Raw genomic sequence first — 21,173 nt, forward strand, 5'->3', positions numbered from 1 at the left:
CCCACCCGCTATGAGGTTCCCTATGCACAAACCCATCCTCCTCGCCCTGACCGTGCTGCTCTCCGCCCCGGCCCTCGCGTGGGTGCCCAAGCTGGAGGAGACCACCGCCCGCAACGTCATTGACGGCGCGTATGGCCGCCGTGATCCGGTCGTCACCTATCAGACCCTCGACCTCAATGTGAAGGACGGCAAGTTCGTCGCGGGGGACGGGGCCGTGAAGGTCTTCGACGGCGGCGACACCTGCCTCAAGAACTGGCTCGCCGCCCCCACCGATTACAGGGCGGGCAGCCGTCCGGCCAGCGTCACCGTGAGCGGGCAGGCCGACCAACTGTACTTTCAGGCGGTCGAGGCGCGCGACAACTTCCGCAACCTCAGCGCCGCCGACGCCCTCGGGGCGGACCTCGCGGGCAAGCGGCTCCCGGAAGGCCAACTGCGCGTGGACGTGAACGTGCGCGGCCTCCCCACCGACAAGGCCCGCAGCGCCTACCTCGTCCGGCTCCGGGCACCTGACGGCAAGCTCGTCGCCCCCGCCCGCACGAGCTACGTCAACGATTTCAAGCAGGAGGGAAGCACGTGGACGGGCACCCTCGTCTACTACTTCGAGCCGCTGAAAGTCGGCGTCGGCGCGAGCGACAAGATCGAGCTGCTGGTCCGCACGGAAGCCGACACGAACTGCGCGTACAGCGTGGGGTTGGACCTGAGCCGCTTTCAGTAGCCAGAAAGTCGAAGGCAGAAGGCGAGGAGAGGTTGGCCTTCTGCATAATGCCCCCGTGCCCCCCGTCTTTCCCCTCCTCGCCGTGGACATCGGCAACACGAGCACCGTCCTGGGTCTGGCCGACGAGAGCCGACGCCTCATTCACACCTGGCGCGTGCGGACCAACCGCGACGTGCTGCCGGACGACCTCGCCCTGCAACTGCACGGCCTGTTCACGCTGGCGGGCGCGCCGAATCCCCGCGCCGCCGTACTGAGCAGCGTGGCCCCCCCCGTCGGGCAGAACTACGCGCTCGCGCTGCGGCGGCACTTCGGCATCGAGCCGTTCGAGGTCAGCGCGGCGAGCCTTCCCGACGTGCGGGTGGAACTCGACCAGCCCGACGCCATCGGGGCGGACAGGTTGAGCAACCTCTTCGGGGCCGAGCGGTATCTGGACGAGCACGAATACGCGGTGGTCGTGGACTTCGGCACGAGCACCAACTTCGACGTGATCGGGCGCGGACGGCGCTTCATCGGCGGGGTCCTCGCCACGGGTGCGCAGGTCAGCGCCGACGCCCTGTTCGCCCGCGCCGCCAAGCTGCCGCGCATCGCGTTGGAAGCGCCAAGAACCGCCATCGGCAAGAACACCGTCCACGCCCTGCAATCCGGTCTCGTCTACGGGTACGCCGAGATGGTGGACGGCCTGCTGCGCCGCATCCGTGCCGAGTTGCCAGGTCCCGCCGTCGCCGTCGCCACCGGGGGCTTTTCCCGCACCGTGGAGGGCATCTGCCGTGAGATCGACCACTACGACGAGACGCTGACCCTGCGCGGGCTGGTGGAGCTGTGGTCGAGCCGGGAGACGGTGCGAGGCTGACACGATCAGGAGCGGTTGCGGTCGCGGACGTACTCGTCGTGAACCATTTCCAGCAGGGCCGCACGGGAGGTACGCGGGTGTTTCCGTCGTCTGGCCGTGACGGCGCGTTCCATCGCTCCCCGGTTGCCGCGCGTCTGGTCCAGAACCTTCTGCTCCCAGTACCGCTCGGCGTTCCGGTTGGTCGGCGGTCCACTGGCTGTCTTTCCAGAGCGCGTCGCCAGCAGCATGACGGCTCGGGCCAGAGCAAGCACAACGAGGACCACAGCGGCCAACATGCCCGGCAGTGTACTCATCCACCTCCAGCCTTCACGGCGTAGCTGCGGCGGTCGGCTCTTCATCTACCGGGGGAAACAGAAGAGGACGCCCCTTCCCACCGGGTGTCCCCACCTGCTGACGGCTGATTGCTGACGGCTGAAAGCTGACCGCTCCCCGCCCTACCCCACCGCCAGGATCACCTTGTGCAACACCCATCCCAGCACAATGCACGTCGGGATCGTGAACACCCACGCGCTCACGATGCGCCCGGCGACCTGCCACTTGACCTTGCGAAAGCCCTTCGTGGTGCCCACGCCCATGATCGAGGTGCTGATGGTGTGGGTGGTGCTGACCGGGATGCCGAAGTGGGTCGCGGCGGTGATGACGGCGGCGGCGCTCGCCTCGGCCACGAAGCCGTCCACGGGTTTGAGGTCCACGACCTTGAAGCCCATCGTCTTGATGATGCGCCAGCCGCCCACCGCCGTCCCCAGCCCCATCGCGGTGGCGGCGGCGAGGATGACCCACAGGGGCACCACGTCCACCGCCGCGCCCAGGTAGGCGCTCAGGGCGAAGGTCATGATCCCCATGGCCTTTTGCGCGTCGTTGCCGCCGTGGGAAAAGGCCATGAACGCCGCCGAGCCGATCTGGAGCCAGCGGAAGGTGCGCGTCACAGTGCGGGGCCGCAGGAAGCGCAGCACCACCCAGGAGAGCAGCGCCATCAGCAGGATCGGCACGAGGAAGCCGAGGGCCGGGCTGGTGAAGAGGCCCGTCAGCGTCTTCTGCACGCCCCTCGGAACGATGATGCCCCAGCCGCCCGAGGCGACGCCCGCCCCGACGAGGCTGAAGATCAGCGCGTGGCTCGACGAGGAGGGCAGTCCCTTCCACCACGTGTAGAGGTTCCAGATGATCGCGCTCAGCAGCGCCGCGCCCGTGAGTTGCAGGGTGGCGAAGTCCTGCGGCACGATGTCGGTGGCGATGGTCTTGGCGACGGCGGTGCCCGTCAGCGCGCCGACCACGTTGAGAATCGCGGCCATCGCGATGGCCTGTGCGGGCGTCAGCACCTTGGTGGCGACCGAGGTGGCGATGGCGTTCGCGGTGTCGTGAAAGCCGTTGATGAAGTCGAACGCCAGCGCGAGCGCGACGATGACGACAAAACCGATCAGGGCGGGTTCCATCTGGCTCAGACGCTCCCGCTCACGCGTTCTTGAGCAGGATGCTCTCGACGGTCTTCGCCACCCGCTGCGCCTGGTCGGAGGCGTCCTCGATCAGGTTCACGATCTCGCCGCCGCGCATCGCCCGGATCATGCCGGGCACGTCCGTCACGCCCTGATAGAGCGTGCGCTGCACCTCGTCGGAGATGGTGTCTCCCTCGTCCTCCAGCGTGCGAATCTGCTTTGCCAGCGCGGCGAGTTCCCCGATCCGCCCGGTGTCCTCGATGAGAGGCATCCCCTGGGCGAGGAGGGCACACTGCCGCTCGACCACGCGGGCGAGCTGCGCCATCTGCGGCAACGGACGCTCGACCCCGTACAGGCTGAGTTTGCGGGCGGCGTCCTCCATGTCGTCCACGAGGTCGTCGAGTTCGTCGTTCAGGGCGATGATGTCCTCCCGGTCGAAGGGCACGATGAACGACGCGGCGAGCAGGTTCGTGATCTCGCCCGTGAGGCGGTCGCCCTCGTGTTCGAGGTCGCGGACCCGCTGCACCTTGCGTTCCACGTCGGTGTAGTTCTCCAGCAGGTCCACGAGGGCCTGGGCAGTCGCGTGCGCGTTGCGTGCAGCCTCGGCGAACTTCGCGCTGAACTGCGGGTTTTTCGGCATGAATCTTGACAGCACCATAACAATCCCCTCCGATTGTGCGCCCTCACGTCAGCCCTGTGTCAGCTCAGGCGGCAAGAGGCGGCGGGAGGCCCCGGCGTGGAAGCCTCCCGCGTCGCCCCGCAGTCTAAACGCTCAGGGAACGTTCAGCGGTGCGGTGAAGGTCGCCCGCCTCTGCTCCGCCTCCGTCCCGATGGTGTTCGCGCCCGCCGGGGTGCTGCCCGCGTCGGGGATGATGTCGCCCGCGCCGTAGCCCGCCCCGCCGAAGATGCCGCCCACCACGTTCACGCCCGCCGTAGGCCGCCCGCTCAGGCCGAGGGCCGACCAGGGAATCGCCAGCTCGACCGTCTGGGTGGGCAGCGTGCCGCCCGTGGCGACCGTGTAGGCGGTTGTGGCGACCTCGGGAACGGCGGTGTCGCTCTGCACGAGCCGCAGTTGCGCGGGCTGGTTCTCGTAGCGGGCCACGAAGGCGTCGGCCCCCGCCATGCCCCCGCCGAAGGTCGCCGCCTGCTTCCACGCCTCGAAGCCGTCGGCCTGCGCCGCGCCGCCCGCCCCCGTGTCGAGGTAGAGGAGGGCGCTGTTCCCCGCCACCCGGTACGTATAGCCCAGGTAGAGATACTGGTCGTCGCTGTCGGCGAGGAGGGTCAGCCAGTTGTTATCCGGGCCGAACACCCCGGCGTTCGGACTCTGCGCGCCGGCTTTCGGGGCCGTCCAATCGCCCAGGTCGCCGTCCACCGTGTACTTGCCGACGACCGTGCCGCCCCCGGCAGCGCGCGTGAGGGCGAAGTTGACCCCGGTCCCCGGCGAGGTCGCCGCCTGGGTCGCCTCCGCGTAGCCCTCCGCCGTCGCCCCCAGCGTCTGCGCGCCCGCCGGGGCGAAGAGGGTATACGAGCCGTCCGCGAAGGTGAGGGCATAGTTCTTGTTCGGGTCGGCGGTCGTCGCGGTGACGAGGGCACCGGAGAGGGCCCCGCCCGCGCCCGTCACCGTCCCCTCGATGGCGGGCGGGACGGGTTCGTCGATGAACTCGAAGGTGCCGCTGTAGGCGTTGTTGTTCGTCCCCACCACGTAGGCGCGGTCGGCCTTGCCCGGCCCCTCGTAGCCGCTGTTCTTCGCGCCGGGGCCGTCGTTGCCGAACTTGAACTTGATCTCGCGGAAGAGGGGGAGCGTGATGTCCGTCTTCCAGATGCCCCGGCTGGTCTGCGTCATGGGGTACTCGACCTGCGAGCCGGTGTCGAAACGCCGCAGCTCGATGGGGCCGTTGCCCTGGTTGCGGGCGTCCACGGTGACAGTCACGGTGACAGTGTTCGACGCGCTCGGCGTGGCGGTCACGCTCGCGCCCCGGCTCTCGGCCCCCTGCGCGTCCACCGTGACTACCCGGAAGGTCGTCTGCGCGTCGTTCGTCACTCCGGCGGCGAGGTAGGTCGTCTGATCCTTCGCCAGCGGCGCGAAGTTGAGCAGGCGCTCCTGCCCGCCACCCGTCCGGGCGTAGATGCGGTAGCCGGTCACGCTGGCGTCCGTGCTCGCCGTCCACGTCAGTTGCACGGCGCTGTCACCGGGCCGGGCCGCGAGGTTCGTGACTTCGGGGAGGCTGGGGTTCACGGTTCCCGCTCCACCACTGCCCGCCGGGGCCGCCACCGCGAGGGCGCTCCTGGCCGGGACTGTGCCGACGAGCTTGCCGTCGCTGACGCTCAGGGTTGAAGTACGTCCGGTGATTTCGGTGAGTGCCCCCGCCCCGAAGGTGCCCAGCAACGGAATGCCACCACCGCTCACCGTGGAGAGGTCCACGGGCGTATCCCCGTTGTTCATCACGACGACGACGGGCTGCCCGCCCTGCGCGTCCGTCGCCACCCGGCGGTAAGCGAGGATGGATGCGCCTCCCCCAGACCCGGCGGCACTGGGACGCCACAACTCCTGCTGCGCGCCGCGCGTGAGGACCCGGTACTTGGCCCGCGCGCTCGCCAACGCCCCGATTCGCTCGTCCAGCGTACTTCCCGCCAGCGCCGCGAAGTTCATGTCCTCGCGGTTGCCCTGCCCCAGCACGTAGTTGTAGGGATCGCCGAGGCCCGGCTGCGCGATCTCGGTGCCCTGCCACACGCTCGGCGTGCCGCGCGAGGTGTAGATCAGGCTCAGCGCGAGGTCCAGCCGTTCCGCCGCCTGCGCCGCCGTGCCGCCCCGCTCCGTCACCTCGCTGACGAAGCGCCGCACGTCGTGGTTGTCCACGAAGGTCGTCAGGCGGGTGGGGTCCTCGTACACGCCGTCTTGCGCGAACACGTCCGCGATCCGCCCGAGGTCGCCGCCCGCGCTGGAAAGCTGGTCCTTGATCCCGTAGTACAGCGCGAAGTCGAACACGCTGGGCGAGCCGAGGTCATTCATGAAGTGCGCCAGCCGCGCCGGGTTGCCGTCGAACACCTCGCCGACCGACCAGATTTTGGAGGCGTCGCCCGCCCCGCCCGCCGCGAAGAACTGCGTCCAGTAGCTGTCGGGCACATGCTTCATCGTGTCCAGCCGCAGGCCGTCGATGCCCGTCTCGGTGCGCCAGTACGTCACGAAATCGTTGAGGGACTTCGTCACCTCGGGCAATTCCTGCTTGAAGTCGGGCAGACCCGCCAGCGGGCAGTCCACCTCCTTGTTCGTGCTCGCCGCGCACTCGGCGTCGGTGTGGAACTGCTCGGGGTTCGTCTTCGTGAGCGTGGCGTTGTAGCCCGCATGATTCACCACAATGTCCTGAATGACCTTGATGCCGTTCCGGTGCGCCGTGTCGATCAACGCCTTGTACTCGGAGAGCGTGCCGAGGTGGGGGTCCACCTTGAAGAAGTCCTCGGCCCAGTAGCCGTGATACCCGGCGAACGCCTTGCCCTGATTCGGGCCGTCGTTGACGGGGATGGCGGGCACTTGAAGCACGACCGGCGTGATCCACAACGCCGTGAAGCCCATCCGCTTGAAGTACCCCTCCTCGATCTTCGTCTTCAGGCCCGCGAAGTCGCCGCCGTGCCAGCCGAGGGGATTGGTGCGGTCGGCAGCGTCGCCCGTCGTCTGATTGCTCCCGTTGTCGTTCGCCGGGTTCCCGTTGGCGAAGCGGTCGGTCATGGCGAAGTAGATCACCTCGTCGCGCCAGTCGCGGGTATCCGCCGCCGGGGGGTTGAACAGGCCGCACGCCGAGAGCGAAAGCGTCAGGGCCGTCAAGGCGCTCACGCGCCCCACCAGTTGAAGGGGTTTCATGTGTCCTCTATTTGGCCCTCACGCGGAGGGGGCTGTCAATTGGGCAACGGTTCACCCCTCGGCGTACGATGAGGCATGAAAGCACTCTGGAACGGGCAGGTCATTGCCGAGTCGGACGACACCGTGGTCGTGGAGGGCAACCACTACTTCCCGGCGGCGAGCGTGAATCCCGCCTACCTGCGCCCCAGCGCCACCCACACTGTCTGCCCGTGGAAGGGCACGGCGAGCTATCACACGCTGGAGGTAGGCGGCCAGACCAACCCCGACGCCGCGTGGTTCTACCCCGAGCCGAAGGACGCCGCCCGGCAGATCGGGGGGCGCGTGGCCTTCTGGCGCGGCGTGCGGGTGGTGCCGGGCTGAGGCTTGAGCCGGGCGTTGACACTCCCCATGCCCGCTGCTAGAGTGTCACCCGCTTGTCCGAAGGGACGGGTGATACACGGGAGTAGCTCAGTTGGTTAGAGCGCACGCCTGATAAGCGTGAGGTCGGCAGTTCAAATCTGCCCTTCCGTACCAAGAAAGAGGCCCCGTGAGAGACGGGGTTTTCTCGTTTCTAACTTTGGACGGGTGGGCGTCTGGCGGAAGCTGTAACAGCAGCCTGTGGTGGATATTGTCGTTCGTATGGCCGAACCGCCGCCCGCCGGAAAGCTCATTCTCGTCAACGGGGCGTCCAGCGCGGGGAAGTCCACGCTCTGCCGGGCCTTGCAGGCGAGTCTGGGTCAGCCGTTCCTCCGCTTCTCGCCTGACTTCTTCCTGTTCGACACGGACATGCTGCCGGGTCGGGGAGATGAGGGCGGCCCCTTCGCCTGGACGAATCTGCGCCCACAGGTCTTCGAGGGCTTCTTCCGCTGCCTGCCCGCGCTGCTCTCGGCGGGCAACAACCTCGTGGTGGATTCCATCGTCGAGTCGCGGGAGGGGATGGACCGACTGGTGGAGGTGCTGGGACCTTTCAACGTGTTCTTCGTGGGGTTGCACTGCCCGTTGCCCGAGCTGGAGCGGCGTGAACTTGCGCGGGGAGACCGTCGTCCCGGCGACACGCGGCGCGACTTTGGGACGGTCCACAGCTTCGGCGTGTACGATGAGGTGGACTCGACTCAGCCGCTGGAAATGAACGTCCAGATCGTCATCCGCGCGTGGGAGAGTCGGCGGAGGCCGAGCGCATTTGAGCGGATGGCGCGCAGGGAAACAGAGACGAGGGGCTGAAGCCCACTAGCCCCAGCCCCTCCCACTCCAACATTCAGATCAGGCTGAGTTCGCTCCCCGCCTCCAGGTGCGCCAGATGCTCCGGCAGCCTGCTCGGGCGGTCCATCAAGACCTGCTCGGCCTTGTACGACGAGCGCACGAGCGGACCGGAGACGACTTCCAGGAAACCCAGGCTCAGGCCCTCCTCCCTGATCTCGTCGAACTCGGCGGGCGTGACGTACCGCTCGACGGGGAGGTGGTGCATCGTCGGGCGCAGGTACTGGCCGAAGGTAATGACATCCACGCCATGCGCGCGGCAGTCCTCCATCGCCTGCCGGACCTCCTCGCGCATCTCGCCGAGGCCCAGCATGATCGAGGTCTTGGTGATCACGTCGGGGCGGGCCTGCTTGGCGTGCCGCAAGACTTTCAAGGTCTGGTCATAGCTCGCCCGGATGTCGCGCACCGGATGGGTCAGGCGGCGTACCGTCTCCAGGTTCTGCGCGTACACGTCCACGCCGCTCTCCAGCACGAGGTCCACGCAATGCGGGTTGCCGCCGAAGTCGGGCGTCAGAGCCTCCACTCTCGTCTCGGGGTTCACGCGCTTGATCGCCTGCACCGTCTTGGCGAAGTGGTACGCGCCGCCGTCGGGCAGGTCGTCGCGGTCCACGGAGGTCAGCACGACGTACTTCAGGCCCATCAGGCGCACGGAGTCGGCCACGCCCGCCGGTTCGTCAAGGTCCAGCTTGCCCATCGGGTTGCCGGTGTCCACCGCGCAGAAGCGGCAGGCGCGGGTGCAGATGTGGCCCATCAGCATGAAGGTGGCCGTGCCCCGGCTCCAGCATTCCCCGATGTTGGGGCACATCGCCTCCTCGCAGACGGTATGCAGGCGGTGTTCCTTGACGATCTTGCGGACCTCTCCGAAGACCTGCCCGGTGGGGATGGTGACTTTCAGCCACTCGGGCTTCTTCTCGCGCACGGGCACGCTGTCCTTGCGGTAGATGCCGTTCTTGACGAATCTGGGTTCCTGCTGGGTCATGCGTTGCTCCCCGCCGCCAGCTCGGGCAGCGTCCAGTCGTACTTCTCGAAGGTGGTGTGGAAGGCGCGGGTGAGGGCCGCCCTCACCTCGTCCATGCTCGCCGTCCGGCCCATGCCGCGTAGCGTGTATTCCCGCGTCACGCTCGTCATCTGCGTTCCGCTCAGGCCGCAGGGCACGATGAGGTCGAAGTGATCGAGATTCGTGGTGACGTTCAACGCCAGGCCGTGCAGGGCGACATTCCGCTGCACCGCCACCCCGAAGGACGCGATCTTCTGCTCGTACTCGCGCCCGTTCACCGTTCGAGGGTCCACGTACACGCCCGCGTAGCCCGGATTGGGCCGCGCGTCGGGCAGGCCGAGGTCATGAAGCGTGAGGATGACCGCCCGCTCCAGCAGCCGCAGGAAGTCCTGCACCCGCCGCCCCACAGGGAAGATCGCGTAGGCGACGAGCTGGCCGGGGCCGTGGTACGTCACGTCGCCGCCGCGCTCGACCTCCAGCACCTCGATGCCCTGGGAGGCCAGGTATTCGCGCGTCACGACGATGTTCGTGCCCTCGCGCGCCTTGCGCCCCAGCGTGAGGACGGGCGGATGCTCGACGAGGAGCAGGGTGGGCCGCCCGCCCGCCGCGACCCGCGCGTGGTGCGCCCGTTGCAGGTCCCACGCCCCCCGGTAGGGCACGAGTCCCAGGTCCAGCACGTCGAAGGCGGCGTCTCTCACGCCCCAAATTGTACGCCCGCTCAAGCGTTCCCACCGTGCCCGGAGGCGAGATTGGGGGCTGCATTGACCACTGCGGGTGGTGGGTGACGACAAACGGAGTGGGGGGAGGTCGGGAACCGCCGCTCAACGTCCACGCAGTTCGTCAGCCTTGTCCTGTACGGCGTGGGCGAGGTCTTCGAGGGCCTGAATCTGCTCGGAGGGGCTGGCCCCCGTGTCGGCCACCTTCTGGACCACGGCCTCCCCGATGCGCTCCAGGGCACCGAGCTGGTGGGAGGTCGCCTGATCGATCTCGGCGATGCGCTCCACGATCTCCTGCCCGACCTCCCCGAGGGCCTGCACCTCCTCGCGCGCGCCGAGTTGCCGCAGGGCCTCCACCCGCTCCTGATGCTCGGCGCTGACCCGTTCCAGGCGGGTGATCTGTTCGAGGGTGTCCGCCTGTGCGCGGGCCGAGCCGACGATGGTCGTGAGGGCCGCGACCTGCGCCTGGACCCGCTCGTGGATGCGCTGGAGCGTGCTCACGCTCACCTGACTCGTCGGCGTCCGGGCCACGTCGTCCAGGGCGTGGCGCACCAGTTCGTCGAGCGCCTCGGCGGCGCTGATCTGCTCCTCGCCGCTCTGGACGATCTCGGACAGGGCGTGGGCCTGGGCCTCCCGCGCCCCGCCGGGAGCCGAGAGCGGCAGCGTCCGCACCTGCTCGGTCGTCAGCCGCACGACCTGCCGCAGCGCGTCCGTCGCCGCCGTGCCCTCGCGCCCCGCCCGGATGATCGCCTCCAGCGTGCTCGTCTGCGCCCAGCCCGCCGCGCCCACGTGTTCCCGCGCCCGCGCCTCCGCCACCCGGTGACGGTGTTCGACTGCCGCCCGCCGCGCGTCTTCCAGCAGGGCGTCGCGTCTCTCCACCGAGTCGTCCATAGGGGCATGGTGCCCCGAGACCCGTGTGAGGAACGTGATGGATCGGTGGTCGTCCCCATCTGGCCGGACGCTCCGGCCCCTCCGGCCCCTTGAGCGCCACTCGCGGACCCCCTATACTCCCCAGGTTGGCCCCGCGCGAAGCCGGGCGTCCCACACCAGGCCAAGAACGTCTCTGCCCGCAGGAAGCGGGAGGTGGGACGGTCCGCTGGCGCAAGGAGCGAAGAGAAATGCAAAGTGCCGTCAAAGTGAACCGTGGTGCGATCCTGCGCGCCGTCGAGCAGCCGCACATCAAGACCGAACACCCCGACTTCCAGCCGGGCGACACCGTGCGCGTCGAGACGAAGGTGGTGGAGGGCACCCGCACCCGCAACCAGGCGTTCGAGGGCGTGGTCATCGCCATCAACGGCACGGGCAGCCGCAGGAGCTTCACCGTCCGCAAGATCAGCTTCGGCGAGGGCGTCGAGCGCGTCTTCCCCTACAGCAGCCCGCTGCTGGCGAAGGTCACGGTGCTGGAGCGCGGCAAGGTGCGCCGCGCCAAGCTGTACTACCTGCGCGAACTGCGTGGCCGCGCCGCCCGCATCAAGAGCGACCGCAGCCGCGTGATGAAGGACGCCGCCCGCACCAAAGCCGCCGCCGCTCCCACTGCCGCCCGGAACGACGTGGCCGGGGAGAGCGACTTCACGCCCGTCGAGACGCTGGGCGAGTAAAGCCGCCTCTGTCCGTGGCCGCCCGCCCCCGTCGGTGGGCGGTTTCGCTTTGCGGTTCACAAAGGTCTTCTGCTGAAAGCTGACGGCTGACCGCTCCCGCCTCACCTTCCCCCCCGCGCGGGCCTTGCTAGGCTGCCCCGCGTGACGACGCCTCCCCGCCTTCCCCCCGCCGATCTGCCGCTGCTCCTCGCCTTCGACCTCGACGGGACCCTGCTGCCCGACCAGGGCCGCGAGGTGCCGGGGGCGAGCGTGGCGGCGCTGGCGCGGCTGCGGGAGGGGGGCGTGCGCGTGGCGATCATCACGGGCCGCGACACCCCTCCCCGGCAGGTGCGCGACGCCGTGCAGCCCGACGCAGTGGCGACCAACAACGGTGGGCGCATCGAGATCGGCGAGGAACTGCACACCCAGGCCCACTTCACGGCGGGCGAACTGGAGGCGGTGCTGGCGCACGAGCTGGAGGATGCCCGCGTGGTCGTCTTCACGCCCGACCAGCTCTACATCGACCTTCCGCCGGGCCGCGAGCCGGAGCCGTGGATGCGCCACCGCTCCTACCGCCCGCTCGCCGAGGCCCCCACCGAGGGCGTGCTCAAGGTCGGCTTCTACCACCCCGGCGTGAGTGACTTCGCCACCCGTCTGCGCGGCAAGCACCCCGGCCTCGTGCTGACGGGTGCCCAGCCCCCCTACGACCACTTCCTGACCGTTACCCCGGTCGGCGCGCACAAGGGCGCGGCCCTCACCCTGATCGCGGAGGCGCTGAACATCCCGCTGGAGCGCACCGTCGTCTTCGGTGACAGCGACAACGACGAGGCGATGTTCGAACTCGCCGGGCACGCCGTTCAGGTCGGCACCCTGCCCCTCCTCGCCCGCCACGCCCACGAGCAGGTCGCCTCCCCCGAGGAGCTGGGAGCGTATCTGGACGCGCTGGCCGACCGGTTGGAGGAAAGGCTGGCGGGTCAATCGTCGGAGGGATAACTGGGGACTGTGCCGGTCGCTGGAAGCTGGCCGCTGACTGCCCCCTCCAGAGGTCGGCTGAACGCCACCCGCCCGCCCTCCAGATGGAGGTGATGCGTGAGACCGTGCGGCGCGTCCGTCTCCCGGTGCGCGATGACCAGGATGTGCGTGCCATTGCGGGCGAGGTCCGGCAGCAGGGTGAGGAAGCGGGCGCGGGCCACGGTGTCCAGAAAGTCCAGCCCCTCGTCGAGGATGAGCAGGCGTGGTTGATGTGCGACCGCGCGGGCGAGGAGCAGGCGGCGCAGTTGCCCCTGCGAGAGCGTCTCGGCATTTCTGTCCAGAAGGTCGGTGAGACCGAGGTGGGCGGCCAGCGTGTTCACCCGCCCGGCTTGCTCCGGCGTGAGGTCCGGGCTGAAGCCCTCCGTGCCGCCCCACGCGCTCCCGATCACGTCCTGTCCCGTCCACGCGCGCCGCTGGCGGATGCCGACCTCCGCACCGACCAGCCCTAGCGTGCGCCGCCGCTCGGTCAGCAGGTCGCGGGGGAGGTAGGGCCGCTCCACTGTGCCGCCAAATGCCGCATGAAGCTCCCCGGCGATCAGCCGCGCCAGGGTGCTCTTGCCGCTGCCGTTTTCGCCCGTCACGAGCCAGTGTTGTCCGGCCTCCCACGTCCAGTCCAGCGGCCCGAGGGCGAGATGCCCGTTGCGGTACACCCGCACGTCCCGCAACCGCACGAGGTCGCCGGAACCGGGAGGGGAGGGAAGGGGAGTACCCGTGTCCGACGTGTGGCCTGTCTCTCCATCCGCCGTCACTCTCCCTTCCCTAACGTGCAGCGTCCGCCAGGGAAGGGAAGGGGCTTCCTCCGGCCTGTGGGTGGCGAGGACGACCGCCACACCCGCCCCATACACCCGCGTCAGCACGTCGCCCAGTTCGGCCCTCGCCCGCCCGCTCAACCCATCGGTGAACTCGTCGAGGAGGATGGCCTCTGGACTCGGCATCAGCGCCCGCGCGAGGACCACCCGCCGCCGCTGCCCGTGGCTGAGGGTGCGGAAGTCGCGGTCCAGCAGCGGCCCCACGCCCGTCAGCGCCGCGACCTCCTCCAGCCGCGCCACCGCCCCCGGCGTAGGGTCCCACAGCCGCAGCGTGTCGCCCTCGAATCCCGCCAGCAGCACGTCCCGCGCTGTCTGCGCCCACTCCCGCGTCAGGTAGAAGGCTTCCGCGTCCGGCCCGACCACCGACAGGGTACGTCGCGCCCGCACCGCCGACCATTGCGTCCCGTTTCCCAGATGGTAAATGCGCGCCCCGCTCACGGGTGCCACCTCGCCCGCTAGTAGGCGCAGCAGGGTCGTCTTGCCGCCGCCGTTCGGCCCAGCCAGTCGCAGGGCCTCGCCGTGTCCCAGGCACAGGTTCACCTCCTCCAGCAGCACGCGCCCGCCCGCGCGGACCGTCACGTCCCTCAGTTCCACCAGCGGCCCAGTCATCGCCGCCGAGTGTAGAGCGGCGGGTGGACAGGAGAAATGAAAAGGCCGCCGCGCCTCAACGACGAGAGGCGCGGCGGGTAGTGCCCGTCAGGCTTACTTCAGGAGCGAATTGTGCTTCTCCAGGCTCTTGAGGAGCGCGGTCTGGCGGATGCTGAGCTTGGTGAGGCTCAGGGGGGAGGCAGTCTCCTCTGTCCAAGTCGAGGCGGTGTCCGAGGTGTTTGTCAAGCTGAGGCTGATGGTGCCGCTGCTCGTCGCCCCGTTGGCCGTCACGACGGCGCTACTCTTCAGGATGTTCCAGCCCGTGTGGAGGCGGGCGTTCTGAGACAGCGTGCTCGTTACAGTCACGCCTTCTACCGTGTCCGTGCAGTTCACGCTTCCACTGAGGTTCACATCGCGGTCGGCGTACACCCACACGCGGCCATCAAAGGTGATCGTCGTTTGAGTGTTGGTCGAAGTCTGGGTATAAGTCCGCGCCAGGATGGTCCGGCTGCTGCCTCCGGCAGTGGCTGTCAGGCTTCCCACCGGGTAGACCTTCGCGTTCTGGTCACTGACCGTCAGGCTGCCGCTGCATCCCGAGTCGTTGTAGGTGAAGTTCTCGACCGAGAACAGGTACGGCGTAATCGCGCTCGCCGCCGGGAGGGCCAGTTGGAAGGTGCCGTTCGCGTTCAGGGCCGCGCTGCTCAGGGTCGTCGTCCCCTCTTGGGCGCTCACCGTACCTGCCCCGGCACTCCACCCGCTGACCGTACCGTTGATGGAGGTGGGCGTGGGCGTGGGCGTCTCGGTGCAGGCCGTCAGGAAGCCACTGAGCAGGAGGACGGCGGGGGCGGAGCGTTTCAAGATTTGCATACGTGCCCAGCTTAGGCAGGTGGTGTGGAGGTCATGAGCGCAAATGTGCTTGCCGAAAGAAGTATGAGCTTTTGATAAAGTTGAAGAGTCGAGCCAGAAAAAGAACCCCCTCCACTGGGGAGGGGGTCTGCGTTCGCCGTGCTCGCTCAGCGCTTGCTGAACTGGGGCGCGCGGCGGGCCTTCTTGAGGCCGTACTTCTTGCTCTCCACCTCGCGGGGGTCGCGGGTCAGCAGACCACGGGGCTTGAGCTGGGCGCGGAAGTCGGGGTTGACCTTCAGCAGCGCGCGGGCGATGCCGAGCTTGATCGCGTCGGCCTGACCGCTGGGGCCGCCGCCCGTCACGGTGATCACGGCGTCGAAGCGGCCCGCCGTGCCCGTCTCGCGGAAGCCCTGGAGGGCGTGGACGGCGCGCAGCAGCCCACGGAAGTAGGTCTGGAACTCCTTGCCGTTCACGATGATCTTGCCCTCGCCGGCGCGCAGGAACACGCGGGCGACGGCGGCCTTGCGGCGGCCCGTGCCGTAGAACTGTTCAATCGCCATACTTACCGAACCTCAAGCCGCTGGGGCTTCTGAGCTGCGTGGGGGTGGGTCTCGCCCGCGTAGACCTTCAGGCGGCCATGCATCGCGCGTCCCTGGCGGCCCTTGGGCAGCATGCCGAAGACGGCGTGCTCGATCACGCGCTCGGGGTGCTTGGCGAGCGCCTGGCGCGCCGTCTCGGTCTTCAGGCCACCCTGGTAGCCCGTGTAGCGGGTGTACACCTTGGTGTCGAGCTTGCCACCGGTCAGCACGACCTTCTCGGCGTTCAGCACGACCACGAAGTCGCCCTGAATCACGTTGGGCGTGAAGTCGGGGCGGTGCTTGCCACGGATGCGGCTGGCGATCAGGGTGGCGAGGCGGCCCAGCGGGATGTTCGCCGCGTCCACCACGATCCAGTTCTGCTCGTCGTTCTTGGGAATGTAGGTTTTCACCGTCTTGCCTCGTGTGTGGGGATTTGGCTGCGACACGCCCCGCGACCTTGGGGGACAGGTGCTGCGTGCGTGTCCGGGTGCCTCCCGGTCGCCTCGGCCCTACCAAGCACGAGACACTAAAGGCCAGGGTAGCAGAGGAGGGGGGAGGGGGGCAAGCTCTGTGAGCTACCACGTAAGCTGAGCCGGATGACCGAAGCCGGGTTGCGCGAGTTCTTGTGCTGGTTCAAGGTGGAGTCCGAGCGTTTCTGGACCGGGCATGAGCCGGAGTTCTTGCCGGGAACATACCCCAGTCCCGGACATACTGTCACCGACTGGTACCAGGGCACGAGATGGCAGCCCTACACGGAGGCGCAGGTCACGGCGCTGGAAAAACGCTGGGGGCTGGAGTTCCCGTGGGATTACCGACTGTTCCTGCAACTCCTCGGCACGCCGGATCGGCCACAACTGGTTTCGGGCTTCCGCGACGGCGACATGATCGAAGTGTTTGAGCGGGACGGTTTCATGAACTGGCGGGCTGATGACCTGAGGGTGGCTGACCGCTTGAACTGGCCCGCAACGGGACTTCTTGACGGCACGGAACGTCCCTGGTGGTGGACGGACGAGTGGGGGGAATGGCACACCGACCCCTGGGAAATGCCTTCAAGTGAGGCGGCAGGAAAGATTCTCGGGGTGACGCGAGCGGCCCCACAACTCGTCCCCCTCTATGCCCACCGTTTCCTTTTGCCACAGCGGGGACAGCAGAGTGTATGCCTCTCCGTCATGGGATCGGACATCATCGTTTGGGCACACGACCTATATGGTGCCCTTTTGAACGACCATCTTGACCTCGTGATAGACCCTTGTGCCTACAATTCACCAGCCAAGTTCGAGGAGGAGCACGCAAAACTCTTGCAAAGCTCTTGCAAAGCTCTCCTCTTCGGGACTTGCCCCAGTACCCGGAACAGGATTTCTCGGCCATCCCGTTCTGGGGTCATTTCCTCTAGCTCACGCCCAGCAAGAACTCCAGCGCCCCCGGCAGCCTCCCCGCCCACGCGCGCTCGTGGTGCTCTCCCTCCGGGTCGGCCACAAAGTGCAATCTCTCGCCCATGCCCTTTTCGAGCAGCAGGTCGCGCATGGCGTGGGCGTCGTCCCAGTAGGCGCGCGACCGCTCGGGCCGCTCGGTGCTCTCCCGTCCGCCCACGTCCAGCCACACGCGCCCGGTGGGGGGAGGGCTGACGCGCACGAGCCGCTCGGCGTCGCCGGGGCAGGCCCAGAAGGCGGGACTCATCACCCCGGCGCTCCCGAACACGTCCGGGCGGGTCAGGAGGGCGTAAAGGCTGATCAGCCCGCCCATGCTGGAGCCGATCAGGGTGGTGTGTTCTACGTCGGGCAGAGTTCGTAAGCTGCCGTCCATGAGCGGCTTCACCGTCTTCGTCAGGAAAGCGAGATAGGCGTCCGCGCCCCCACCGCCCTCCTCCGGGAACTGGGGATTGGGCGACGTGCTGTACTCGTGGAAGCGCCGCTCGCCACCGTGGGGAATGCCGATTGCGATGGCCTCCACGCCCCGTGCCGCCACTCGCGTCAGCGTCTCGTCCGCCTCCCACTCGGAGCCGAAGGGGTTGGTCGCCGCGTCGAAGACGTTCTGCCCGTCGTGGAAGTAGACGACGGGGTAGCGGCGTTCCGGCTCGCGCTCGTAGGAGGGTGGCAGCCAGGCGAGCAGGGTGCGCGGGGCATGGTTGGCGTCCTCCACGCCCTCCCACTCCAACAGGGTGCCCGTGACGGTGCTTTCAGGCCGGGCCGCATAGGGCCGCCACGTCACAGGGCGCTCTCCGTCAGGGCCTCCATCGCTAGGCGGTAGCCGAGAAAGCCCAGGCCGCTGATCTTGCCCCGGCACACGGGGGCGGTGACGGAGGCGTGCCGGAACGCCTCCCGCGCGTCCACGTTGGTGATGTGGACCTCCACGACGGGCAGGGGCTGCGAGGCGATGGCGTCTCGCAGCGCGTAGGAGTAGTGGGTCAGGGCACCGGGATTGATCACGATGCCCGAAAAGCCGTTCGTCTGCGCCTCGTGGACCCATTCGAGAAGCTGGCCCTCGAAGTTGCTCTGGCGGCAGGCGACGGTGAGGCCGAGTTCGGCCCCCCAGCCCTCGCACAGGCGTTCGAGGTCTTCGAGCGTCTGCGCGCCGTACATGCCGGGTTCACGCAGGCCGAGGCGGTTGAGGTTGGGACCGTTCAGGACGAGGATCAAGGGCGGACCTCCGGGAGTGATGAGGGGTGAGTGATGAGTGATGAGCAGGGGCAAGCAGAGGCTAACGCGAAAGCCTCTCCCGTGTTCGATCAAGGCTCAAAAGCAAGTGCCAAAAGTCGCCTCAACGGTCAGGCAAGGCGAGTCACAGGGTCTTTTTCCTCCTCCCTCCTTGCGGGGGAGGCCGGGTGGGGGGTGGCAAGCCCCGCTTGCCCTACACACTCAACCGGGGATCAAAATCTTTGCAACCTCATCCCGCCACCCCTCGAACTCCCGCCGGAGTACGTCCCCCGGCACCCGCGCCAGATACGGCCTCGCCAGGTCATGCAGCAGGACGAAGCGCACTCCGTCTGCATCGGCTTTCTTATCGCGGGCCATATAGGGCCACACGTCCTCGAAAGTCAGGGTGGGAAGGGACCGGGGCCGCTGCCAGCGCAGGAAGGCGAGGGTATGTCCGGTCAGGTCCGCGCCGCCGAGGGCACGCGAGAGCCGCGCGGCGTAGTGCATCCCATACCCGACGGCTTCCCCGTGCGTGATCGCATGGTCGGTCACGGCCTCCAGCGCGTGCGCGAGCGTGTGCCCGAAGTTGAGGAAGGCCCGCTCACCCCGCTCCGTCAGGTCGCGCGTGACGACTCCTGCTTTGACGGCGATGGCGTCCGCGAGGGTGTCCTCCAATTGAGTACCGCCGGGCCGGAAGTCGGGGGAGAGGACGCGGGGCAGCAACGTCGGGTCGGAGATCAACCCATGCTTGTACGCCTCCGCCGCGCCCTCCGCGAAGACGGCGGGGGGCAGGGTGGTCAGCGCGTCCGTGTCGCACCACACCGCGCGGGGGGGCCAGAACGCGCCGACGAGGTTCTTGCCCTCGGGAAGATTCACGCCCGTCTTCCCGCCCACCGCCGCGTCCACCATGCCGAGGAGGGTGGTGGGCAGCGTGTAGAAGGCGACCCCGCGCAGGTAGCTCGCCGCCACGAACCCGGCGAGGTCGGTCGCTGCGCCGCCGCCGAGACCCACGACCGCCCCATCACGTGGGAGATTCGCCCTTGCCAACTGCGAGAGCACGTCCGCGAAGATTTCCAGCGTCTTGCAGTCGTCGCGGGCGGGGACGGGCACGGTGACGGCGGGGGAGAGGGCCGCCCACACCGTCTCCACGAGGGACGCGGGCAGGTCTACCGGGTGGATGAGAGCGATATGCCGTTCGGGGACGCGCACTTGCGAGAGCAGCCCCGCGCCGACCTCCACCGCGTAGGCTTGAGACCCGCCGACCTCAATCCGCCGCACGGTCAGCCCCGGCGAGTTCGGCCTCCTGCGGTTCGGCACTCTCCTCCTCGTCCCACTCCGTGTCAGACCACGCCCACAACCGCTCCACGATCTCCCCGGCGATCTCCTCGGCGGGGCGACCGTCGCTGTGGACGTGGAGGGTGCCCTGACGGTAGTGCTCCTCGCGCTCGTCCATCAGCGTGCGGATGCGCGAGAGGGGGTCGAAGGTCTGGAGGAGGGGGCGGTCGCTGTGCTTGGTCCGCTGGTAGACCGTCTCCGGCGTGGCCCACAGCACGACGACGGGGCCGCGCTCCAGCAGGATGTGGCGGTTGGCGTCGTGGATGAAGGTGCCGCCGCCGAGGCTCACGACCGCGTGATCGAGGCGGGTGACGCGGCGCACGACCTCCTGCTCGCAGGCGCGGAAGTAGCCCTCGCCCTCCTGCGCGAAGACCTCGGGGATGGTCTTGCCCACCACGCGGGTGATGAGCTTGTCGGTGTCCACGAAATGCAGCGCGAGCATCCGCGAGAGTTCCCAGCCCACCCGGCTTTTTCCGGTGCCCATGAAGCCCGCCAGCGCCACCCACGTGACGGGGCGCTCGATCAGGCCGGACCCGTGCATGGGGGACAGTCTAGTGGAAAGCCCCTCCGTGAGCGTGACCGTCACACCCTGCCCCCCTTCCTCTCCACCCTCACCCACACCCTCGGGCGGCTCCGGCTGCGCGAGGTAGGCCGCCAGCCCCGCCTCCACCTGCTCCACGAGCGACCCCACACCGCCCCCCACAGCGCCTCAGTACGTCCGCGCGTAGGCCCGCGCCGCGTCCACCCGCTCCTGAAGCTCGGGCAGCGTATCGCCCCCGAACTTCTCCAGCAGCGCGTCGGCCAGCACCCAGCCGATCACGCACTGGAGGATCACCCCGGCGGCGGGCACGGCGGTCGTGTCGCTGCGCTCGCGGGCGGCGTCCGACGCCTCGTGCGTGACGACGTTCACGGTCGGGAGCGGCTTCATCAGCGTGGCGATGGGCTTCATGGCGACCCGGACGATGAGTTCCTCGCCGTTCGTCATGCCCGCCTCCAGGCCGCCCGCCCCGTTCGTCTCGCGGCGGTAGCCCTCCTCGTCCCGGAACACGGCGTCGTGGACACTGCTGCCGGGCCTCACCGCGTTCTCGAAGGCCCGCCCGATCTCCACGCCCTTCATCGCCTGCACGCTCAGGCACGCCTGCGCGATGCGCCCGTCGAGCTTGCGGTCCCAGTGGACGAAGGACCCCAGCCCGACGGGCAGCCCCCGGAAGCGCACCTCCAGAATGCCGCCGAGGGTGTCGCCGTCCTTCTTCGCCCGGTCGATCCGCTCGCGCATCTGCGCCGCCGCGTCCGCGTCCGGGGTGCGGAGGTCGGACTCCTCGATGGCCTCCAGCGCCTTCCACGAGAAGGGCTGCCGCGTCTCGATGCCCGCGAGGCTGGAGACGTAGTTCGCTCCCTCCACGCCGAGTTCGGAGAGGAGCTTGAGCGCCACCGACCCGACCGCCACCCGCGCCGCCGTCTCCCGCGCCGAGGCCCGCTCCAGCACGTCGCGCAGGTCCTTGTGGCGGTACTTGATGCCGCCCGTGAGGTCGGCGTGGCCGGGGCGGGCGTCGGTGAGGGCCTTCTTGCGCGGCTCGCCCCCCGGCTCGGGCGACATGATCTCGGTCCAGTTGCGGTGGTCCCTGTTTTCGATGGCGAGGGTGATGGGTGCGCCCGTCGTCCGTCCGGCCCGCACGCCACTCAGAATCTGCGCCTCGTCCGTCTCGATCACCATGCGGCGGCCCCGCCCGTAACCGCCCTGCCGCCTCCGCAGCCACGGGTCGATGTCCCCCTTGCCGAGCGGCAGGTGCGACGGCACCCCCTCGATGATGGCCGTCAGTTGCGGCCCGTGCGACTCCCCGGCGGTCAAGTACCTCATGGGGGAAATCTAGCGTTGGGGCCGTGGGTGCTGAGGGGGGCTGATCAGACGAAGCGGGCCGGAATAGAGATTGCCCTCCTGGCGACTGGCGACCCTCCATCAAAAGAAGACGCCCCC

The 21,173-nt window shown here is 68.6% G+C and carries 22 protein-coding genes and 1 tRNA gene; 7 read left to right on the top strand and 16 right to left on the bottom strand.

Features of this window, described 5'->3' with window-relative positions; genetic code table 11:
* Window positions 1-22 precede the first annotated feature (22 nt).
* Window positions 23-715, top strand: coding sequence for a hypothetical protein (locus V3W47_RS13020; RefSeq protein WP_331825652.1), 693 nt, complete (start codon window positions 23-25; stop codon window positions 713-715).
* A 55-nt stretch (window positions 716-770) separates the two neighbouring features.
* Entirely contained in the window at window positions 771-1,565 is a 795-nt protein-coding gene (locus V3W47_RS13025) for a type III pantothenate kinase (RefSeq protein WP_331825653.1), read from the top strand.
* A gap of 5 nt (window positions 1,566-1,570) precedes the next feature.
* Here V3W47_RS13025 and V3W47_RS13030 read toward each other — a convergent pair whose 3' ends face one another.
* The 4 genes from V3W47_RS13030 to V3W47_RS13045 form a co-directional block, all read right to left on the bottom strand.
* Window positions 1,571-1,840: a hypothetical protein gene (locus V3W47_RS13030; RefSeq protein ID WP_331825654.1), complete on the bottom strand. Its 270-nt coding sequence runs from the start codon at window positions 1,838-1,840 to the stop codon at window positions 1,571-1,573.
* A gap of 159 nt (window positions 1,841-1,999) precedes the next feature.
* Window positions 2,000-2,995 carry an inorganic phosphate transporter gene (locus V3W47_RS13035; RefSeq protein ID WP_331825655.1) on the bottom strand — a complete coding sequence of 332 codons (996 nt, stop codon included), beginning with the start codon at window positions 2,993-2,995 and terminating at the stop codon, window positions 2,000-2,002.
* Window positions 2,996-3,014: 19 nt separating this feature from the next.
* A complete protein-coding gene (locus tag V3W47_RS13040) occupies window positions 3,015-3,653 on the bottom strand; it encodes a DUF47 domain-containing protein (protein ID WP_331825656.1) in 639 nt (212 codons plus the stop codon).
* A gap of 114 nt (window positions 3,654-3,767) precedes the next feature.
* Window positions 3,768-6,851 carry an alpha-amylase family glycosyl hydrolase gene (locus V3W47_RS13045; RefSeq protein WP_331825657.1) on the bottom strand — a complete coding sequence of 1,028 codons (3,084 nt, stop codon included), beginning with the start codon at window positions 6,849-6,851 and terminating at the stop codon, window positions 3,768-3,770.
* A 75-nt stretch (window positions 6,852-6,926) separates the two neighbouring features.
* Between V3W47_RS13045 and V3W47_RS13050 the strand changes: the two genes are divergently transcribed.
* The 3 genes from V3W47_RS13050 (at window position 6,927) to V3W47_RS13060 (ending at window position 8,051) form a co-directional block, all read left to right on the top strand.
* Window positions 6,927-7,211, top strand: coding sequence for a DUF427 domain-containing protein (locus tag V3W47_RS13050; RefSeq protein ID WP_331825658.1), 285 nt, complete (start codon window positions 6,927-6,929; stop codon window positions 7,209-7,211).
* Window positions 7,212-7,287: 76 nt separating this feature from the next.
* Window positions 7,288-7,364, top strand: a tRNA-Ile gene (locus tag V3W47_RS13055).
* 105 nt (window positions 7,365-7,469) lie between these two features.
* Complete coding sequence (locus V3W47_RS13060) at window positions 7,470-8,051, top strand: chloramphenicol phosphotransferase CPT family protein (RefSeq protein WP_331825659.1); 582 nt, start codon at window positions 7,470-7,472, stop codon at window positions 8,049-8,051.
* A gap of 34 nt (window positions 8,052-8,085) precedes the next feature.
* On the opposite strand, the gene lipA is transcribed toward V3W47_RS13060, so the two are convergent.
* The 3 genes from lipA to V3W47_RS13075 all read right to left on the bottom strand — a co-directional run bounded on the left by lipA (window position 8,086) and on the right by V3W47_RS13075 (window position 10,691).
* The gene (gene lipA / locus V3W47_RS13065) at window positions 8,086-9,066 is read right to left on the bottom strand and encodes a lipoyl synthase (RefSeq protein WP_331825660.1); all 981 of its coding nucleotides are present in this window, start codon (window positions 9,064-9,066) and stop codon (window positions 8,086-8,088) included.
* Window positions 9,063-9,782: a lipoyl(octanoyl) transferase LipB gene (gene lipB, locus V3W47_RS13070; protein WP_331825661.1), complete on the bottom strand. Its 720-nt coding sequence runs from the start codon at window positions 9,780-9,782 to the stop codon at window positions 9,063-9,065. The genes lipA and lipB overlap by 4 nt, the downstream gene beginning before the upstream one ends.
* A 123-nt stretch (window positions 9,783-9,905) precedes the next feature.
* A complete protein-coding gene (locus V3W47_RS13075; protein WP_331825662.1) occupies window positions 9,906-10,691 on the bottom strand; it encodes a coiled-coil domain-containing protein in 786 nt (261 codons plus the stop codon).
* Window positions 10,692-10,918: 227 nt separating this feature from the next.
* Between V3W47_RS13075 and rplS the strand changes: the two genes are divergently transcribed.
* A complete protein-coding gene (rplS, locus tag V3W47_RS13080; protein WP_331825663.1) occupies window positions 10,919-11,398 on the top strand; it encodes a 50S ribosomal protein L19 in 480 nt (159 codons plus the stop codon).
* 141 nt (window positions 11,399-11,539) lie between these two features.
* On the top strand, window positions 11,540-12,370 hold the full coding sequence (locus tag V3W47_RS13085; protein ID WP_331825664.1) for an HAD-IIB family hydrolase: 831 nt from the start codon (window positions 11,540-11,542) through the stop codon (window positions 12,368-12,370).
* On the opposite strand, the gene V3W47_RS13090 is transcribed toward V3W47_RS13085, so the two are convergent.
* The 9 genes from V3W47_RS13090 to aroC all read right to left on the bottom strand — a co-directional run bounded on the left by V3W47_RS13090 (window position 12,352) and on the right by aroC (window position 21,056).
* Window positions 12,352-13,827, bottom strand: a complete 1,476-nt coding sequence (locus V3W47_RS13090) for an ATP-binding cassette domain-containing protein (protein ID WP_331825665.1) — start codon at window positions 13,825-13,827, stop codon at window positions 12,352-12,354. The two genes, V3W47_RS13085 and V3W47_RS13090, sit on opposite strands and share 19 nt — an antisense overlap.
* A 93-nt stretch (window positions 13,828-13,920) precedes the next feature.
* Window positions 13,921-14,673, bottom strand: coding sequence for a hypothetical protein (locus V3W47_RS13095; protein WP_331825666.1), 753 nt, complete (start codon window positions 14,671-14,673; stop codon window positions 13,921-13,923).
* A gap of 146 nt (window positions 14,674-14,819) precedes the next feature.
* Window positions 14,820-15,212 (bottom strand): 30S ribosomal protein S9, encoded by a 393-nt coding sequence (rpsI, locus tag V3W47_RS13100; protein WP_331825667.1) that lies wholly within the window; start codon window positions 15,210-15,212, stop codon window positions 14,820-14,822.
* Window positions 15,213-15,214: 2 nt separating this feature from the next.
* Window positions 15,215-15,640 (bottom strand): 50S ribosomal protein L13, encoded by a 426-nt coding sequence (gene rplM, locus V3W47_RS13105; protein ID WP_331825668.1) that lies wholly within the window; start codon window positions 15,638-15,640, stop codon window positions 15,215-15,217.
* 979 nt (window positions 15,641-16,619) lie between these two features.
* Window positions 16,620-17,438 carry an alpha/beta hydrolase gene (locus tag V3W47_RS13110; protein ID WP_331825669.1) on the bottom strand — a complete coding sequence of 273 codons (819 nt, stop codon included), beginning with the start codon at window positions 17,436-17,438 and terminating at the stop codon, window positions 16,620-16,622.
* Window positions 17,435-17,866, bottom strand: a complete 432-nt coding sequence (gene aroQ, locus V3W47_RS13115; RefSeq protein ID WP_331825670.1) for a type II 3-dehydroquinate dehydratase — start codon at window positions 17,864-17,866, stop codon at window positions 17,435-17,437. The genes V3W47_RS13110 and aroQ overlap by 4 nt, the downstream gene beginning before the upstream one ends.
* Before the next feature lie 219 nt (window positions 17,867-18,085).
* Window positions 18,086-19,141, bottom strand: coding sequence for a 3-dehydroquinate synthase (gene aroB, locus V3W47_RS13120; protein ID WP_331825705.1), 1,056 nt, complete (start codon window positions 19,139-19,141; stop codon window positions 18,086-18,088).
* Entirely contained in the window at window positions 19,128-19,784 is a 657-nt protein-coding gene (locus V3W47_RS13125; protein ID WP_331825706.1) for a shikimate kinase, read from the bottom strand. Before V3W47_RS13125 ends, aroB begins: the two co-directional genes overlap by 14 nt.
* Window positions 19,785-19,907: 123 nt before the next feature.
* Complete coding sequence (aroC, locus tag V3W47_RS13130) at window positions 19,908-21,056, bottom strand: chorismate synthase (RefSeq protein ID WP_331825671.1); 1,149 nt, start codon at window positions 21,054-21,056, stop codon at window positions 19,908-19,910.
* Between the last annotated feature and the right edge of the window lie 117 nt (window positions 21,057-21,173).

It is taken from the genome of Deinococcus sp. YIM 134068 (assembly GCF_036543075.1).
In the GTDB taxonomy this organism is placed as follows: domain Bacteria; phylum Deinococcota; class Deinococci; order Deinococcales; family Deinococcaceae; genus Deinococcus; species Deinococcus lichenicola.